At 49.3% G+C, this 18,619-nt stretch carries 16 protein-coding genes; 7 read left to right on the top strand and 9 right to left on the bottom strand.

Annotated features, from left to right (window positions below; genetic code table 11):
• The first annotated feature begins 50 nt into the window (after positions 1-50).
• The 3 genes from aceE (at position 51) to lpdA (ending at position 6,328) form a co-directional block, all read left to right on the top strand.
• Positions 51-2,711, top strand: coding sequence for a pyruvate dehydrogenase (acetyl-transferring), homodimeric type (gene aceE / locus EA26_RS17700; RefSeq protein ID WP_039430444.1), 2,661 nt, complete (start codon positions 51-53; stop codon positions 2,709-2,711).
• 17 nt (positions 2,712-2,728) lie between these two features.
• The gene (aceF, locus tag EA26_RS17695; RefSeq protein ID WP_039430443.1) at positions 2,729-4,645 is read left to right on the top strand and encodes a pyruvate dehydrogenase complex dihydrolipoyllysine-residue acetyltransferase; all 1,917 of its coding nucleotides are present in this window, start codon (positions 2,729-2,731) and stop codon (positions 4,643-4,645) included.
• 255 nt (positions 4,646-4,900) lie between these two features.
• Complete coding sequence (gene lpdA / locus EA26_RS17690) at positions 4,901-6,328, top strand: dihydrolipoyl dehydrogenase (protein ID WP_039430442.1); 1,428 nt, start codon at positions 4,901-4,903, stop codon at positions 6,326-6,328.
• Between the two features lie 159 nt (positions 6,329-6,487).
• On the opposite strand, the gene EA26_RS17685 is transcribed toward lpdA, so the two are convergent.
• Positions 6,488-7,102 (bottom strand): LuxR/HapR/OpaR family quorum-sensing transcriptional regulator, encoded by a 615-nt coding sequence (locus tag EA26_RS17685; protein WP_039430441.1) that lies wholly within the window; start codon positions 7,100-7,102, stop codon positions 6,488-6,490.
• Between the two features lie 391 nt (positions 7,103-7,493).
• On the opposite strand from EA26_RS17685, the gene hpt reads away from it, so the two are divergent.
• Positions 7,494-8,024, top strand: coding sequence for a hypoxanthine phosphoribosyltransferase (gene hpt, locus EA26_RS17680; RefSeq protein ID WP_039430440.1), 531 nt, complete (start codon positions 7,494-7,496; stop codon positions 8,022-8,024).
• A 114-nt stretch (positions 8,025-8,138) separates the two neighbouring features.
• Here the strand turns inward: hpt and can are convergent, their stop codons facing one another.
• Entirely contained in the window at positions 8,139-8,807 is a 669-nt protein-coding gene (gene can, locus EA26_RS17675; protein ID WP_039430439.1) for a carbonate dehydratase, read from the bottom strand.
• Positions 8,808-9,043: 236 nt separating this feature from the next.
• Here can and EA26_RS17670 point away from each other — a divergent pair, with 236 nt between their 5' ends.
• From EA26_RS17670 to EA26_RS17660, 3 genes are all read left to right on the top strand, one after another.
• Positions 9,044-10,702 (top strand): SulP family inorganic anion transporter, encoded by a 1,659-nt coding sequence (locus tag EA26_RS17670; protein WP_039430438.1) that lies wholly within the window; start codon positions 9,044-9,046, stop codon positions 10,700-10,702.
• A 151-nt stretch (positions 10,703-10,853) separates the two neighbouring features.
• Complete coding sequence (locus tag EA26_RS17665) at positions 10,854-11,777, top strand: ABC transporter ATP-binding protein (protein ID WP_039430437.1); 924 nt, start codon at positions 10,854-10,856, stop codon at positions 11,775-11,777.
• Positions 11,778-11,779: 2 nt separating this feature from the next.
• Positions 11,780-12,550, top strand: a complete 771-nt coding sequence (locus EA26_RS17660; protein ID WP_039430436.1) for an ABC transporter permease — start codon at positions 11,780-11,782, stop codon at positions 12,548-12,550.
• Between the two features lie 132 nt (positions 12,551-12,682).
• Here the strand turns inward: EA26_RS17660 and panC are convergent, their stop codons facing one another.
• From panC to sfsA, 7 genes are all read right to left on the bottom strand, one after another.
• Positions 12,683-13,594: a pantoate--beta-alanine ligase gene (gene panC, locus EA26_RS17655; RefSeq protein WP_039430435.1), complete on the bottom strand. Its 912-nt coding sequence runs from the start codon at positions 13,592-13,594 to the stop codon at positions 12,683-12,685.
• Between the two features lie 12 nt (positions 13,595-13,606).
• On the bottom strand, positions 13,607-14,401 hold the full coding sequence (gene panB, locus EA26_RS17650; RefSeq protein ID WP_039430434.1) for a 3-methyl-2-oxobutanoate hydroxymethyltransferase: 795 nt from the start codon (positions 14,399-14,401) through the stop codon (positions 13,607-13,609).
• A 23-nt stretch (positions 14,402-14,424) separates the two neighbouring features.
• The gene (gene folK, locus EA26_RS17645; RefSeq protein WP_039430433.1) at positions 14,425-14,910 is read right to left on the bottom strand and encodes a 2-amino-4-hydroxy-6-hydroxymethyldihydropteridine diphosphokinase; all 486 of its coding nucleotides are present in this window, start codon (positions 14,908-14,910) and stop codon (positions 14,425-14,427) included.
• Positions 14,907-16,274, bottom strand: a complete 1,368-nt coding sequence (pcnB, locus tag EA26_RS17640) for a polynucleotide adenylyltransferase PcnB (protein ID WP_039431659.1) — start codon at positions 16,272-16,274, stop codon at positions 14,907-14,909. The genes folK and pcnB overlap by 4 nt, the downstream gene beginning before the upstream one ends.
• Before the next feature lie 79 nt (positions 16,275-16,353).
• The gene (gene gluQRS, locus EA26_RS17635; RefSeq protein ID WP_039430432.1) at positions 16,354-17,235 is read right to left on the bottom strand and encodes a tRNA glutamyl-Q(34) synthetase GluQRS; all 882 of its coding nucleotides are present in this window, start codon (positions 17,233-17,235) and stop codon (positions 16,354-16,356) included.
• A gap of 62 nt (positions 17,236-17,297) precedes the next feature.
• Positions 17,298-17,744: an RNA polymerase-binding protein DksA gene (gene dksA / locus EA26_RS17630; protein ID WP_039430431.1), complete on the bottom strand. Its 447-nt coding sequence runs from the start codon at positions 17,742-17,744 to the stop codon at positions 17,298-17,300.
• Positions 17,745-17,875: 131 nt separating this feature from the next.
• Positions 17,876-18,592: a DNA/RNA nuclease SfsA gene (gene sfsA, locus EA26_RS17625; protein WP_039430430.1), complete on the bottom strand. Its 717-nt coding sequence runs from the start codon at positions 18,590-18,592 to the stop codon at positions 17,876-17,878.
• Positions 18,593-18,619: the final 27 nt, after the last annotated feature.

Genomic DNA, 18,619 nt, shown 5'->3' with positions numbered 1-18,619 from the left:
TGGTTCATTGCGATTCAAACTAGATCCAACCAACAGAAGGATAGATCGCCATGTCTGACATGAAGCATGACGTAGATGCACTGGAAACTCAGGAGTGGTTAGCCGCGCTTGAGTCAGTTGTACGTGAAGAAGGCGTAGAGCGTGCGCAGTTCCTACTTGAAGAAGTTCTGGAAAAAGCACGTCTAGACGGTGTTGATATGCCAACCGGCATCACAACCAACTACATCAACACGATTCCTGCAGCCCAAGAACCAGCTTACCCAGGCGACACTACGATCGAACGCCGTATTCGTTCAATCATTCGCTGGAACGCAATTATGATCGTTCTTCGTGCTTCGAAGAAAGATTTGGATCTGGGCGGCCATATGGCGTCATTCCAGTCGTCAGCGGCGTTCTATGAGACATGTTTCAACCACTTCTTCCGTGCTCCTAACGAAAAAGATGGTGGCGATTTGGTTTACTACCAAGGTCACATCTCTCCTGGGATTTACGCGCGTGCATTCGTTGAAGGCCGCCTGACTGAAGAGCAGCTAGACAACTTCCGTCAAGAAGTGGATGGCAAAGGCATTCCTTCCTACCCACACCCGAAATTGATGCCTGAATTCTGGCAATTCCCAACCGTATCTATGGGTCTGGGTCCAATTTCTGCCATCTACCAAGCCCGCTTCCTCAAGTATCTGGAAGGCCGTGGTATGAAAGACACCTCAGAGCAGCGCGTTTATGCGTTCCTAGGTGACGGTGAGATGGATGAGCCAGAATCACGCGGCGCGATCTCTTTCGCTGCACGTGAAAAACTGGACAACTTGTGTTTCCTTATCAACTGTAACCTGCAGCGTCTCGACGGCCCAGTAATGGGTAACGGCAAGATCATCCAAGAACTGGAAGGTCTGTTCAAAGGTGCTGGCTGGAACGTGGTGAAAGTTATCTGGGGTAACGGCTGGGATAAACTGCTGGCGAAAGACACCACAGGTAAACTGCTGCAACTGATGAACGAAACCATCGACGGTGACTACCAAACGTTCAAAGCGAAAGATGGCGCGTACGTTCGTGAGCATTTCTTCGGTAAATACCCAGAGACAGCGGCACTGGTTGCTGACATGACTGACGACGAAGTGTTTGCACTGAAACGTGGTGGTCACGAGTCTTCTAAACTGTACGCAGCGTTCAAGAACGCACAAGAAACTAAAGGCCGTCCAACGGTAATCCTGGCTAAGACTGTTAAAGGTTACGGCATGGGTGAAGCGGCAGAAGGTAAGAACATTGCACACCAAGTGAAGAAGATGGATATGACGCACGTACTAGCGATGCGTAACCGTCTTGGCCTGCAAGATCTGATCTCTGACGAAGAAGTGAACAAACTGCCTTACCTGAAACTGGAAGAAGGCTCGAAAGAATACGAATACCTGCACGCTCGTCGTAAAGCGCTGCACGGTTACACGCCACAGCGTCTGCCTAACTTCACTCAGGAACTGGTTATTCCAGAACTGGAAGAGTTCAAACCGCTTCTGGAAGAACAGAAACGTGAAATCTCTTCAACGATGGCTTACGTGCGTGCACTGAACATCCTGTTGAAAGACAAAAACATTGGTAAGAACATCGTTCCTATCATCGCTGATGAAGCGCGTACTTTCGGTATGGAAGGTCTGTTCCGTCAAATCGGTATTTACAACCCACACGGTCAGAATTATACCCCTCAAGATCGCGATATCGTTTCTTACTACAAAGAAGCAACGTCTGGTCAGGTACTGCAAGAAGGTATCAACGAGCTGGGTGCCATGTCATCTTGGGTTGCGGCGGCAACGTCTTATAGCACCAACAACCTGCCGATGATCCCGTTCTACATCTACTACTCTATGTTCGGTTTCCAACGTGTTGGCGATATGGCATGGATGGCTGGTGACCAACAAGCGCGTGGTTTCCTACTGGGCGCAACGGCGGGTCGTACCACTCTGAACGGTGAAGGTCTGCAGCACGAAGATGGTCACTCGCACATTCTGGCGGGCACAGTACCAAACTGTATCTCTTACGATCCGACTTTTGCTTACGAAGTTGCGGTTATCATGCAAGACGGTATCCGTCGCATGTACGGCGATCAAGAGAACGTGTTCTACTACCTAACGCTGATGAACGAAAACTACGCGCATCCAGCAATGCCAGAAGGTTCTGAAGAAGGTATTCGTAAAGGTATCTACAAACTGGAAACTCTGTCTGGCTCTAAAGGTAAAGTTCAGCTGATGAGCTCAGGTACTATCATGAACGAAGTACGTAAAGCGGCTGTTATCCTAAGCGAAGAATACGGCATCGCCTCTGATGTTTACTCAGTAACCTCATTCAACGAACTGGCTCGTGACGGTCAGGCGTGTGAGCGTTACAACATGCTTCACCCAGAAGCCGAAGCGAAAGTACCTTACATCGCTTCAGTCATGGGTAGTGAACCAGCCATCGCTGCAACCGACTACATGAAGAACTACGCTGACCAAGTTCGCGCGTTCATTCCTGCACAGTCTTACAAAGTACTGGGTACTGACGGTTTCGGTCGCTCAGACAGCCGTGAGAACCTACGTCGTCACTTCGAAGTGAACGCAGGCTACGTGGTTGTTGCAGCTCTAAACGAACTAGCGAAACGTGGTGAAGTTGAAAAATCTGTGGTGGCGGAAGCTATCAAGAAATTCAACATCGACACTGAAAAAACAAACCCGCTATACGCTTAATTGAAGGTAGGAAAAGCATGGCTATCGAAATTTACGTACCAGATATCGGTGCAGACGAGGTTGAAGTTACTGAGATTCTTGTAAGCGTAGGCGACAAGGTTGAAGAAGAACAATCTCTGATTACTGTTGAAGGCGACAAAGCTTCTATGGAAGTTCCAGCGTCTCAGGCAGGTATTGTTAAAGAAATCAAAGTAGTGGCTGGCGACAAAGTAACGACTGGCTCACTGATTATGCTATTTGAAACAGTAGCTGAAGCGGAGGGTGCAGCAGCGGCTGCACCAGCTCCTGCGGCCGAAGCTGCACCAGTTGCAGCAGCACCAGCAGCAGCGACTGAACTGAAAGAAGTCAACGTACCGGACATCGGTGGCGATGAAGTTGAAGTGACTGAAATCATGGTTGCTGTGGGTGACACAGTGTCTGAAGAGCAGTCTCTGATCACTGTTGAAGGCGACAAAGCTTCAATGGAAGTTCCAGCGCCATTCGCGGGTACCGTTAAAGAGATCAAGATCGCGTCGGGTGACAAAGTGACCACTGGCTCACTGATCATGGTCTTCGAAGTGGCAGGTTCTGGCGCTCCAGCAGCGGCAGCTCCAGCTCAGGCAGCGGCTCCAGCAGCAGCGCCAGCGGTGGCAGCAGACAAAGAAGTCAACGTTCCAGATATTGGCGGTGATGAAGTTGAAGTGACTGAAATCATGGTCGCGGTTGGCGACATGGTGAGCGAAGAGCAATCTCTGATCACTGTGGAAGGCGACAAAGCGTCGATGGAAGTCCCAGCACCATTCGCGGGTAAAGTGAAAGAGATCAAAGTCGCGGCTGGCGATAAAGTATCAACTGGCTCATTGATCATGGTGTTTGAAGTGGCAGGCACTCCGGTTGCGGGCGCAGCGCCAGTTGCATCTGCGGCACCAGCTCAGGCAGCAGCTCCAGCAGCAGCACCGAAAGCTGAAGCAGCAAAACCAGCAGCAGCTCCGGCAGCAACTGAATTTGAAGAGAACAACGACTACGCTCACGCGTCTCCAGTGGTTCGTCGCCTAGCGCGTGAATTCGGCGTTAATCTGTCTAAAGTGAAAGGTTCAGGCCGTAAGAGCCGCATTCTGAAAGAAGACGTTCAGAACTACGTGAAAGAAGCGCTGAAACGTCTGGAGTCAGGCGCAGCATCAGCCGCATCTGGTAAAGGCGACGGCGCGGCACTAGGTCTGCTACCTTGGCCAAAAGTGGACTTCAGCAAGTTCGGTGAAACTGAAATTCAGCCACTGTCTCGCATTAAGAAGATCTCTGGCGCGAACCTGCACCGTAACTGGGTGATGATCCCGCACGTTACACAGTGGGATAACGCAGACATCACTGAGCTAGAAGCATTCCGCAAAGAGCAGAACGCGATCGAAGCGAAGAAAGATTCAGGCATGAAGATCACGCCACTGGTGTTCATCATGAAAGCTGCGGCGAAAGCGCTGGAAGCGTTCCCTGCGTTCAACTCTTCTCTGTCTGAAGACGGTGAGAGCCTGATCCTGAAGAAATATGTGAACATCGGTATCGCAGTCGATACACCAAACGGTCTGGTTGTTCCTGTATTCAAAGACGTGAACAAGAAAGGTATCTACGAGCTGTCTGAAGAGCTGGCCGTTGTATCGAAGAAAGCACGTGCAGGTAAACTGACGGCGGCAGACATGCAAGGCGGCTGTTTCACCATCTCAAGTCTGGGTGGTATCGGCGGCACGGCATTCACACCAATCGTGAACGCACCAGAAGTGGGTATCCTTGGCGTATCTAAGTCTGAGATCAAGCCAGTGTGGAACGGCAAAGAGTTTGCTCCACGTCTGCAACTTCCTCTGTCTCTGTCTTACGATCACCGTGTGATCGATGGCGCTGAAGGTGCGCGCTTCATTACTTACCTAAACGAGTGTCTGTCTGACATTCGCCGTTTGGTTCTGTAATAGAAAACTCCAGAGGCGGCCTTATGCCGCCTCTGTTAATAGAATTGTCAGACAATTTGGTGAATCGCCGTTCTCAATTGGCTTTTTATGCACTGAATTGTCGTCTGGCTCACAGGCTAAATTGATTTACTTTTCACACCATTAACATCTCTGTAAACTGTTGGCGGTCTGAAAAAATGTTTAAAACAAACCACTCTTAAACAAAAAATCAAAACTCACTCAGCCTGTTAGGGATAATGACTACAAGAGGTCAAAATGAGCAAAGAAATTAAAGCCCAAGTAGTAGTGCTTGGTGCCGGTCCTGCTGGTTACTCCGCTGCATTCCGCTGTGCAGACTTAGGTCTGGACACTGTTCTTATCGAACGTTACAACACTCTTGGTGGTGTGTGTCTGAACGTGGGTTGTATCCCATCGAAAGCACTACTGCACGTAGCTAAAGTTATCGAAGAAGCTAAAGCGCTGGCTGAGCACGGCATCGTATTTGGCGAACCGCAAACAGACATCGACAAGATCCGTCTGTGGAAAGAAAAAGTAATTAATCAACTGACTGGCGGTCTTGGCGGTATGGCTAAGATGCGTAAAGTGAACGTGGTTAACGGTTTTGGTAAGTTCACTGGCCCTAACACGATTGAAGTGGAAGGCGAAGACGGTAAAACCGTGGTTAACTTCGACAATGCCATCGTTGCAGCGGGTTCTCGCCCAATCAAACTGCCATTTATTCCTCATGAAGACCCACGCATTTGGGACTCAACCGACGCACTTGAGCTGAAAGAAGTCCCAGGAAAACTGCTGATCATGGGCGGTGGTATCATCGGTCTGGAGATGGGTACTGTGTACCACGCTCTGGGTTCTCAAATCGATGTGGTTGAAATGTTCGACCAAGTTATCCCAGCTGCAGATAAAGACATCGTTAAAGTCTACACCAAGCGTATCAGCAAGAAATTCAACCTGATGCTGGAAACCAAAGTAACAGCCGTTGAAGCGAAAGAAGACGGTATCTACGTTTCAATGGAAGGCAAAAAAGCCCCAGCGGAAGCTGAACGTTACGACGCGGTTCTAGTCGCTATCGGCCGTGTACCAAACGGTAAACTGCTGGATGCTGAAAAAGCAGGCTTGGAAGTGGATGAGCGTGGCTTTATCAACGTTGACAAGCAAATGCGCACTAACGTTCCGCACATTTTCGCCATCGGTGACATTGTGGGTCAACCAATGTTGGCGCACAAAGGTGTGCATGAAGGCCACGTTGCGGCAGAAGTGATTTCTGGTAAGAAACACTACTTCGATCCTAAAGTGATTCCTTCAATTGCTTACACTGAGCCAGAAGTGGCATGGGTTGGTAAGACAGAGAAAGAAGCGAAAGCAGAAGGTATTAACTACGAAGTAGCCACCTTCCCGTGGGCTGCCTCAGGCCGAGCAATCGCCTCTGACTGTGCTGATGGTATGACTAAGCTGATCTTTGATAAAGAGACTCACCGCGTTATCGGTGGTGCTATCGTGGGTACTAACGGTGGCGAACTACTGGGCGAAATCGGCCTTGCTATCGAGATGGGCTGTGATGCAGAAGACATCGCTCTGACCATCCACGCTCACCCAACTCTGCACGAGTCTGTGGGTCTGGCTGCTGAAGTGTTTGAAGGCACTATCACTGACCTGCCAAATGCCAAAGCGAAAAAGAAAAAGTAATTTTCTAAGCGCTAAATGATTAAAAACCGCTGATTGTTCAGCGGTTTTTTTATGGCTTTTATTGATTGCTAAACAGAGCAATTTCCTGCGGTAATAAAAAAGGTTGATACCCGAGTATCAACCTTAAACTATACCTATCACCTAAAACCTAGGCACTGCTTAGCTCTCACCCTTATAGATACAAAGCATTTGTAGGTAGCTGTTGACCAGTTTGGTCAGTTCCGCTTCGCTCTTGGCGCGATTGGCTTGCACAAACAGTGAGTAGCAGATACCAAGGAACATATTCGCCAGATCTTCCGGGCTGTGTTTATCACACACTTCGCCACGCTCGATGGCGCGAACAAACATGTTCTGTACCAGCAGTTGGTTAGTGCGGTTGGTGGTGACAAATAGTGGCCATACTTCATCACGCGTTGATGCGCTCCATTCAAACCACACTTTGAGCCAATGGCAGTCTTGAGTCACCAGTTCAATCATCGCGTTGGTGATGTTTTTGAGGTTATCTTGCGCGTGAATGTCGAGGTCAATGTTATCGGACAGGAAGTTTGAAAACTGACGCACGACATGATTGAGCACTTCATCAACCAGATCTTCACGTGTCGGAAAATAGTTAAATACGGTGGCGACAGAAACTTGTGCAATCTCGGCGATGTCTGCGTGACCACCGCGGCCGATGCCACGACGAGCAAACACTTCCAGTGCGATTTCCATCAGTTGTTGTTTACGTTTCAGTGGAGATAAACGAGTTCGAGGTCTCTTTGCTATTGAGTCCATAATTAGATTCCTTGCCAATGAGTTGGTATGTATAAAAAGTTATTCGGAACGCTAGTCCCTATTGATTGTTTTAATAATTGCTCTAAGCATCATGAGTGTAATGGTGCATATGCTCTGGGTCAACAAATTATGCCCAAGAAATAGACAGTAATGTCAATGTTGATAACATTTTTATCGGGATTTTTACTATTTTGGTACCAACATCTCTTTTATTTTCATTTTGTTGAGTAGTAACAGGCAGATAAAAAGATCTGCCTCGCAGGGCTTAAAGATTGAGGGTGGGAGTGTTACACTACGCGCCAGATTCAGGTGATCGTTTGCGCGAGGTTTGCGCTTAGCCGCTTAAGGCTGATAAACGTCGCCATTCCCAACAAAAAAGATTGAGCACAGTATGAAACATACAGTAGAAGTAATGATTTCTGAGCAGACTGTTCAGGAACGTATTCGTGAATTAGGCAAGCAGATCACGGCGCATTATCAAGGTAGTGAAGATTTGGTACTGGTTGGCTTGCTGCGCGGCTCTTTCGTATTTATGGCCGATTTAGCACGCGCGATCAACCTGACACACCAAGTCGATTTTATGACGGCATCAAGCTATGGCAACACCATGGAGAGCTCACGTGATGTCCGTATTCTTAAAGACTTAGATGATGACATTAAAGGTAAAGACGTGCTGATCGTAGAAGACATCATCGATACGGGTAACACGCTCAGTAAAATCAAAGAGATCTTATCGCTGCGTGAACCTAAATCCATCCATATTTGTACGCTGCTCGACAAACCGACTCGTCGTGAAGTGCCTGTCGATGTGACTTGGATTGGTTTTGAAATTCCTGATGAGTTTGTTGTGGGTGTCGGCATCGACTACGCACAGAAGTATCGCCACCTACCGTTTATCGGCAAAGTGGTTCCGCAGGAGTAAGCGGCAGCAAAGATGCTTGAGCAGAGTTTTGCAAGCGACTTTCAATAGAAAACGCCCTGAACACGGGCGTTTTTTGTTTCTTTGATTTGAATCGGTGGGTATAACGCAATCGCGTTAACGACACAGCAGTTTGTGCTCTGGGTTGAGGATCTTTTCTAGTGAGCTTGCGTAGGTTGTTTCTACGCAGTCGCTGGAGTGACAACGCACCCCAAGGTACTCCAAACGACCATCCTCAATACCGTACACTAGGCCATGAAGTTCAATCTCTTGGCCACGCTCCCATGCATTTTGCAAGATAGTCGAGTTACCTAAGTTGTAGATCTGCTCTGCGACGTTAAGCTCTGCCAACTTATCCGCTCGCTGATCTTCAGGCATGAAATCTAAGTAGCTGCGGTGCTTCAAGTAGAGATCGCGAATGTGCAATAGCCAGTTGTTAATCAGTCCGAGTTTCGGATTTTTGATACTCGCTTTCACCCCGCCGCAGTCGTAGTGGCCGCAAACAATGATGTGCTTAACCTTAAGCACATCCACCGCATATTGCACCACCGACAAACAGTTGAGGTCAGTATGCACCACCAAGTTAGCCACGTTGCGGTGAACGAACAGCTCGCCAGAGTAAAGACCGGTTAGTCGTTCCGCGGGGACTCGGCTATCTGCACAGCCGATCCAGAGAAAGTCTGGATTTTGTCCTTGGGCAAGTTTGGCAAAGTATTCAGGCCGTTCAGCTTTAATCGAATCTGACCACTTTGCATTATTTTCAAATAGTTGTTTTAACTCTGGCATCTTACTTCCCTCAATCGATTCAGCCAACTATACACAATGTTACAATTTCGTTCTCTTACTAATTGATTGCAAGTGCACTCATCTGACGAGTTTTTGTGGCAAACGTTATAGACTTTTCGGCTAATGTCGTTAAAAGACATCATTGAGAAAGCAAAATACGCTGACTCGTATCGTACTGATGGATGATTTAGGCAATATGCTGCCATTTATCTGCTTATTTGGGGGAAAAAGGGGAGATGTCACGCTTTTCAGATATGAACGTCAAAGGAGACCTGTTTGGTGGGGTCACCACGGCGATTATCTCTCTGCCGCTGGCTCTGGCGTTTGGGGTGGCTTCTGGTGCGGGAGCGGAAGCGGGTCTGTGGGGCGCCATTTTGGTCGGCTTGTTTGCCGCGCTGTTTGGTGGCTCGACCACGCTTATTTCTGAGCCGACCGGACCGATGACGGTGATCATGACCGCAGTGCTGACCAGCATGGTGGCCAAGTATCCGGAATCTGGCATAGCCATGACTTTTACTGTGGTCATGATGGCAGGCGCGTTTCAAATACTCATCGGGACGCTCAAGCTGGGAAAATACATCACTCTGATGCCATATAGCGTGATCTCTGGCTTTATGTCGGGAATTGGCGTCATCTTGATTATTCTGCAACTGTCGCCACTACTCGGTCATGCTGCGCCAACTGGTGGTGTGATGGGCACACTGTCGGCCTTGCCCACGACACTGGCTAATATGAAGTTTGGCGAGCTTTTTCTTGGCTTGCTGACTTTGGGCATCCTGTTTTTCTTTCCCAAACAATACCGTAAGTACGTGCCTGCACAATTGGTGGCGCTGGTGGCGGTGACGCTGCTCTCTGTGATGCTGTTTGATAGCGAAGAGATTCGTCGTATTGGCGAGATTCCCACGGGGTTGCCATCGCTGGTGGTGCCAGTACTGGACGCAGAGCTCTTTACCACTATGGTGATTGATGCGCTAGTACTCGGGACTTTGGGTTGCATTGATACCTTACTCACCGCGGTCATTGGTGATTCGTTGACGCGTAAAGAGCATGACTCAGACAAAGAACTTCGCGGCCAAGGCTTGGCCAACATGATCTCTGGGCTGTTCGGCGCGCTGCCCGGTGCTGGTGCGACCATGGGCACGGTGACGAACATTCAGGTGGGGGCACGCTCACCGCTTTCCGGTGTGGCAAGGGCGCTGATTTTAGCGATGGTGGTATTGGTGGCGAGCAGCCTGACCGCTCCGATTCCGATGGCGGTGCTTGCTGGGATAGCGGTCTATGTCGGTTTTGGCATTCTCGATTGGAGTTTTATCCAGCGCGCGCACAAAGTCAGCGTGCAGGGGATGGCAATCATGTACGGCGTGATGCTCCTGACTGTGTTTGTCGATTTGATAGCGGCGGTCGGACTGGGTGTGTTTATCTCCAATATCCTAGTGATTGAGCGCTTAAGCCGCGAGCAAGCCAAACAAGTGAAAGCGATCAGTGATGCCGATGACGATGATGTGCCACTGACTGACAGTGAACGTGCGCTGTTGGATAAAGCCAATAGTAAAGTACTGTTTTTCTACCTTTCAGGGCCGATGATTTTCAGCGTATCGAAAGCGATTTCCCGCCAACATACCAGCATCAATGAGTATGAAGTGATGATTTTGGATTTGACCGATGTACCTATGATTGACGTGACGGTGGGATTAGCGCTGGAAAACGCGATCAAAGATGCGCTGGAGGCACACTGTGAGGTCTATTTACTCTGTCCAAACGAGCGTACTCGCGAGCAATTAGAAAGGTTCCATGTGCTCGATTTAGTGCCCGCAGAGAATACCTTCAAATTCCGCTACGAAGCCTTGAATGCAGCGGTAAAAACCGTTGAGAAAACGTCGATTCAATTGAATTAACTTTGGCCGTTTTGGCTTCAATTCACGGTATGATAGAGCGCGGCCTGTGAGCCGCGCTTTTGTTTATGATTAATTTCTAATGCAGGGTTGAAAAAGCAGCAAGTGAGCGTCATTTGATAGGCATTATTGATGAAAAGAGCACTGTGGATTTATGTACGCACTCGAAATAGAACAACTGCGTAAAACCTACGCGGGCGGCTTTGAGGCGCTCAAAGGGATCAGCCTGAATGTGAAAAAAGGCGACTTTTATGCGTTGTTAGGCCCGAATGGGGCGGGGAAATCGACCACGATTGGTGTTATCTCCTCTTTGGTAAATAAAACGTCTGGGAAGGTGAAGGTCTTTGGTTACGACATTGACCGCGATTTAGAGTTAGCCAAACAGAACTTAGGGCTGGTTCCGCAAGAATTTAACTTTAACCAGTTTGAGACGGTGGAACAGATCGTGATGCAGCAAGCTGGTTATTATGGCGTATCACGCGAACTGGCGAAAGAAAGGGCGAAAAAGTACCTATCTAAACTCGATCTGTGGGAAAAACGTAAAGAACGTGCGCGTAATCTTTCTGGCGGGATGAAGCGACGACTGATGATCGCTCGCGCATTGATGCATGAACCCAAGCTGTTGATTTTAGATGAACCAACCGCTGGGGTGGACATCGAATTGCGCCGCTCTATGTGGGAGTTTTTGCAAGAGATTAACCAACAGCAAGGCATTACCATCATTCTCACCACCCACTATCTGGAAGAAGCGGAGATGCTGTGTCGCAATATCGGCATCATCAATAAAGGTGAGCTGATCGAAAACACCAGCATGAAAGCGTTGTTGGCGAAGCTGGATGTGGAGACCTTTATTTTGGATCTGGCTCCGGGTTCGGCGACGCCTGAACTGACTGGCGTGGTGTCATCTCGCTGTGACAACGACTCATTGGAAATTGAGATTGAAAAAACGCAGCCGCTCAATCAGGTCTTCGCTCAGCTCAGCGCGCAGGGGATCATGGTGATGTCGATGCGCAACAAAGCCAATCGCCTCGAAGAGTTGTTCGTGAGTATTGTGCGTGAGCAGGCTAAGGAGAAATAAGCATGTATCGTTTGTATTGGACTGCGTTTTGTAGCTTGCTGACTAAAGAGATCAACCGCTTTACCCGTATTTGGGTGCAGACTTTGGTTCCGCCGGCGATCACCATGAGTTTGTATTTCATTATTTTTGGCAGCCTGATCGGCTCACGTATCGGCCAGATGAACGGCTTTAGCTACATGGAGTATATTGTCCCCGGACTTATCATGATGTCGGTGATCACGAACTCCTACTCCAATGTCGCCTCTTCGTTTTTTAGTGCCAAGTTTCAACGCAACATTGAAGAGTTGTTGGTTGCTCCTGTGCCCAATTACGTGATCATCTTAGGTTTTGTGATGGGGGGCGTAGCGCGAGGCTTACTGGTGGGGGCGATGGTCACCGCAGTTTCGCTGCTGTTTGTCGATCTCCAAGTTCAGCATTGGGGAATCATTTTTGCCACGGTGTTTTTAACTTCGGTGGTGTTTGCTCTTGGCGGGCTGATCAACGCGGTTTTTGCCCGCACCTTTGACGACATTTCGATTATCCCGACCTTTGTTTTGACACCGCTGACCTATCTCGGTGGCGTCTTTTATTCCATTCAGTTGTTGCCGGAGTTTTGGCAAGGGGTGTCGCAAATCAACCCTATCGTCTACATGGTCAACGCTTTCCGTTATGGCTTTTTAGGGGTGTCGGATGTGGGCATCGCCACTTCGTTTACTGTACTCGGCGGTTTCGTTTTGCTGCTATACGGTGTTGCCCATTACCTAGTGACGCGAGGCATTGGTCTGCGTTCATAACGCTGACGTCCATTGCGAAGCAATAAAATAAGTAATAAAAAAGAAAGAAAACAAGCAATAAAAAGGGTTGTCACATCGACAACCCTCTTTCATTTTTGCCTTTCAACGATAGGCGAGTAAACCATCGCCAGCTTAGCTATTGGTATCGTTGCTTGAAGCGGCGGCGGTAGGCTCCGCTTCTTCTTTGCTCTCTTTATTGAGCTCAACCACTTGGTTATCAATCAGGCGTGCTTTGCCAAGGAAAGCAGACATCAAGATAACGGCTTGCGTGGTGTCGGCATTGATTGCTTGCAGCGTGCGCGCATCACGGATAAAGATCTCATCCGGTTGCAAATCGGCCGCGCGCAGTTGGTCGTTGGCATCTTCGATGATCGACGCATAATCGTCGCGTCCACCGCGGATCGCGCTGCTGATCCAACGCATGGTGCGTGCCAGCACTGGTGCACGTTGACGCTCATCGATCGTCAGCAGACTGTTGCGCGAGCTCATCGCCAGACCATCCATTTCACGTACTGTCGGTACGCCGATGATCTCAATATCTAACGCTAGATCGCTGGTCATTTTGCGAATGATCGCCAGTTGTTGAAAATCTTTCTCACCAAAGCAAGCAACATCAGGCTGCACGATATTAAACAGTTTAGTCACTATGGTGGCAACACCACGGAAATGCCCCGGACGAGAGGCACCTTCTAGCATGCTAGAAAGTCCAGGCACTTCGACTGCGGTCTGTTTATCGAGACCTTCTGGATACATCATCTCGGCGCTTGGGGTAAAGACCAGATCGACCCCTTGCGAGTTGAGTTTGCTCAAGTCTTCATCGAGCGTTCTTGGGTAGTTGTTGAGGTCATCCGCACGCTCAAACTGCATCGGGTTGACAAAAATACTCACTACCACAATATCGGCATGCTCGCGAGCCTTACGCACTAAGGTCAGGTGACCTTCATGCAGATTACCCATGGTGGGAACAAAAGCAATTTTGCGCCCTTCGCGCTTGAAGGTGCGAAGCTGATCGCGCAGGGCGGCAATGTCGGCAAAGGTTTGCATCTACTCTATCCTCTATGCAATGGTGTGTGCGTCATCTGGGAACGTGCCTGCCTGTACCTGTTCCATGTACAAGGCGACCGCTTTACGCATATCACCGGTTTCCGCTAGGAAATTTTTCGAGAATTTTGGCATGTAATTGGCTGAAATACCAAACATATCATGCATAACCAAGATCTGACCGTCGGTCACATTTCCGGCACCAATACCAATCACCGGAACATCCAGTACTTGAGTAATTCGTGCCGCCAGCGACGCCGGAACACACTCAAGCAGGACGACTTGCGCGCCCGCTTCTTGTAGTGCAAGGGCATCTTTCACCATGCGATCGGCTTTATCTTGTTCGCGGCCTTGAACTTTATAACCACCAAAAATATTGACGGATTGTGGTGTCAGGCCAAGGTGAGCACATACGGGAATAGCACGTTCGGTCAGCATTTTGACCGTGTCCACCAGCCAATCACCGCCCTCAATTTTTACCATATTTGCGCCTGCGCGCATCAGTTTGGCAGCGTTGTCACACGCTTGTTCGGGTGTGGCATAGCTCATAAAAGGCATGTCGGCCATGAGCAGGCAGTTAGGGCTACCAGCGCGAACACAACGAGTGTGATAAGCGATATCATCAACAGTGACAGGCAGGGTATCGGCGTGCCCTTGCAACACCATGCCAAGTGAGTCGCCGACGAGTAATACCGGCATCTCTTGGCTTTCGAACAACTGAGCAAAACTCGCGTCGTACGCGGTGGAAGTTGGGAACTTGCGACCTTCCTGCTTCCACTTCATCAGGTCATTAATGGTAATTTTTTTCATGATTTTTCCTTACTAGGAGTTGGCTATGATTGCCAAATACCGAGGCCGTTTCTCTCCACCTGAGTGAGAAGTTCAGCGAGCCTGGTCCCATCAGGGAGGGTTAAATTTGGTGCGATTTCGGCGAGTGGGTAAAGAACGAATTCACGCTCTTTCATTCCATAGTGGGGAATGGTTAACCGCTCGGAGTCGATCACCTCATTGCCGTAAAGAAGGAGGTCGAGATCTAGGGTTCTTGGTCCCCAGCGCTCTTCTTTACGGACACGCCCTTGCTCCAGTTCAATCGCTTGAGTGCAATCGAGCAGTTGCAACGGCGTTAATTCGGTTTGGATTTCAGCCACGGCGTTAATATAGTCGGGCTGATTTTGTGGCCCCATCGGTGTGCTGCTGTAAAGCTGAGATATCGCGACCAGCTCACTGTTTGGTAAGCTTTTCAAGGCCGCAATAGCACGATTGGCTTGGGCAACGGGATCGGCAAGATTACTGCCGATCGCGATATATGCACGGATCATGACTGCGGTTTGTCCTTTTTCTTGCGGAAAGAGGATTTGCGCTTGCGGCTTGGTTTAGAGCCGGGTTTGCCATCGAGGTCGGAAGCCATCGCGACGCGCATTTCGCGCCCGGCGTTTTGGAATGTGGCCCACCATTTGGCCAGTTTTTCGGTTTCCCCGCCTTCGATCTCACCACGCATTTCGAGGAAATCAAAGCCCGCACGGAACTTGTTAAGCTCCATCAAGCGGAAAGCGCGTTTACCGTTGCGCCTTGGCATGCGCAGTTGCAACTGCCAAATCTCACGAATGGTAGCAGTATGGCGACGCGGGATGGCGATAGAGCGCACTTGCTCATCCAAAATCAGATTACTGGCTTCCATGACCGCGTCGTAGTGGCACAAGTTGTGTGCTTCCATCAGTTTGTCAGCGAGTGCCAGCATCGGATACCACAGCATAGCGGCGAACATGTAGGCAGGGTTGATGCGCTTGCCTTCGTCGATACGCATGTCTGTGGAGTCTAACACCAGATCCAGCATCTGCTCAGTTGGCGAAGAGTAATCTTCGGTGAAATGGGCGGCAATGGCTGGGAAAAGTTGCTGGAATAGATTGTACTCGCGCAGTAGGTGGTAGGTTTCCAAACCGTATCCTGCTTGCAGCAACTTGAGAGACTCTTCATACAGGCGCGCCGCCGGAATGTCGCGTAGCAAAGGCGCCAGCTCTTCAATTGGCGCGGCGGTGTCTTCTTCGATGTCAAAATCGAGTTTGGCCGCAAAGCGAATTGCGCGCAGCATGCGCACCGGATCTTCCCGATAACGGGTTTGCGGATCGCCAATCAGGCGGATCAAGCGGTCTTCAAGATCTTCTACGCCGCCTGCATAGTCATGAATCGAATAGTCGGCAATGTTGTAATACATGGCGTTAATGGTGAAGTCGCGGCGTTCGGCATCTTCATCAATCGTGCCATACACGTTATCGCGTAGCAGCATGCCTTGTTTGGATTGCTGCGAGACTGGCGAATCGGCGTCTTGGTGGTGACCACGAAAAGTCGCCACTTCGATGATGTCGCGACCAAACATAATGTGCGCCAGACGAAAGCGACGGCCAATTAAACGGCAGTTGCGAAACAGATGTTTAAGCTGCTCTGGCGTTGCGTTGGTCGCAATATCGAAATCTTTCGGTGTTTGGCCGAGTAACAGATCTCGCACGCCTCCACCCACTAAATAAGCGTCAAAGCCGGCGCCATGAAGTCGGTATAGCACTTTCAACGCATTGTCGCTGATCTGCTTGCGTGAAATATTGTGCTCTTGACGAGTAATCACATTTAAAGCGAGTTCCGGGCAAGAGCTGGGACTGCAAGGTGTATTTTCGTTTTTATTCATGTGCATTTGGCAAAAGAGGCCGTTAACCCCTTTGCATTGGTTAGGTTTTACGCCCATTTGGCTTGATTTTGGCGCTTATAATAGCTCACACAGTACCGTTTGAGAATCGTGCAGTGATCTTCAATCTGTCGGGTAGCTGTGTCAGTTGCCAGTTTTCTACTCCCCAGCGAAGAATTTCGTCAATGCTGGCGTATTCTAGCTGCTCATCCCACTTGAAGCCGAGGAATGCCATCGCTTCCAGAATCAGCGCTGCCGGGTGTTGCAAATCGATGCCCGTGGCGTGATTTTGTTTGGAGAGCTTATTGCCACTGTGATCGACGGCCAGCGGTAAGTGCAAATAGCGCACCGGCGACTGGCCAAGCATTTGGTACAAGCTGATCTGCCTGCCGGTTGGCTCGATGAGATCCGCGCCGCGCACTACTTCCGTCACGCCTTGGGCAATGTCGTCCAGTACAACAGCAAGATTGTAAGCAAACAAGCCATCTCGGCGTTTGATAATAAAATCTTCATCGACCAGCGCCGCGGGAATGGAGATTTCACCGTGTTTTAAATCGACAAAAGTGCGCACAGGGTGCGTCATTTTCAAACGAATCGCCCCTTGGCTATGGCCCGCACTGCGACACGTGCCCGGATAGTAGCCGCCATTTTCTTTGATCTGTTTGCGCGTGCACTGGCAGTAGTATGCCTGACCAGAAGCGAGCCAGTGGTCAATTTGTGCTTGATAGAGCGCATGGCGCTGACTTTGATACACCACCTCACCATCCCAGTAAAGATGGTAGGTTTGCAGTGTTTTTAAAATAAGCTCTGCCGCCCCGGGCATTTCTCGGGGTGGGTCGAGATCTTCAATGCGTACCAGCCATTTACCATGCTGTGATTTGGCTTGGAAATAGCTACCAAGAGCGGCGATCAGCGAGCCAAAATGGAGCGGGCCGGAAGGAGAGGGAGCGAAACGACCGATGTAACTCATAGTTCTTGATCTCAAAACAAAAAGGGAGCGACAGCTCCCTTTACGATCGGATATCAGGTGACTTAACCCTGCATCTGCTTCTCTTTGATCTCTGCAAGGGTTTTACAGTCGATACACAAATCAGCAGTTGGGCGAGCTTCAAGACGACGAATGCCGATCTCCACACCACAAGACTCACAGAAGCCGAAGTCTTCTTCGTTGATCTTGTCGAGTGTCTTCTCGATCTTCTTGATCAAGCGACGTTCGCGGTCACGGTTGCGAAGCTCCAAGCTGAACTCTTCTTCTTGTGAAGCGCGGTCAACTGGATCCGGGAAATTTGCTGCCTCGTCCTGCATATGGTGCACAGTACGATCAACTTCTTCCCTGAGCTGGTTACGCCAAGCTTCTAAAATCTTTCTAAAGTGAACCACTTGGTCTGGTGACATGTACTCTTCACCAGGCTTTTCCTGATACGGCTCCACACCGGCAATGGCTAGGATGCCTAGCGCTTTTTTCTTTGATTCTGGCATACAGCATCTCCTACTTACACCTATCAACTGCTAAGCAGCTAATTTAAGGCGGGTATCTATAGCAGAAAGAGGCGGTGCTGGCAAACTATCAATCGTAAACTTGATGTCAATGTGAACACCACATCATTTTTCTATCTGTCGAGAAACTCGATAGCAGAATTGAGTCTGATTTCTGTATTGCTGATCTCTGCTTTATAACAGAGGATTTCAACTCCGGCTTTTTGTGCTTGTTTGAGTAATTGGGAATATTTGGCGTCTATATGGAGCGCCGCCGAAACTTTTTCAATACCTGAATGTAAAACAGCAAACAAAAGTATGGCTCGGTTTCCATTTTGTGCCATTTCTGTGAGTTCCCGCAGATGTTTTTGCCCACGAGTTGTCACTGCGTCAGGGAAATAGCCTTGCCCTGGCTCGCTCGGTTCGAGCAGCGTGACGCTTTTGACCTCTATATAACACGTTGCTTTGTCGTGTGCGCTGAGCAGGATATCAATTCGACTGTTTTCACTGCCGTACTTCACTTCGGTTTGCAGTCGGTCATAGTTTTGCAGCTCAGTGATCCAGCCGTTTTCAATCGCTTCGACGGCCAGTTGGTTCGCTCTGGCGGTATTGACGCAAATCCGCTCGCCGTGGACAGTTTCAGTCAGTTCCCAACTGTGCGGGTATTTGCGTTTTGGGTTGTCTGAGGTTGAGTACCAAATGGTATCGCCAGCGGTCGCACAACCTGTCATTGCGCCCGTATTAGCACAGTGAATGGTGCCGGTGCTGCCGTCTTGATAGGTCACATCAGCGAGAAAACGTTTGTAGCGCTTTTGTAAAGTAGCGGCTTGTAACTTAGGTTGGAATTGCATTTGCGTATTTAGACAGGCTGGTTTTTA

The sequence above is a fragment of the Vibrio navarrensis genome (genome assembly GCF_000764325.1).
In the GTDB taxonomy this organism is placed as follows: domain Bacteria; phylum Pseudomonadota; class Gammaproteobacteria; order Enterobacterales; family Vibrionaceae; genus Vibrio; species Vibrio navarrensis.
This window is presented reverse-complemented; position numbering and strand designations above follow the sequence as displayed.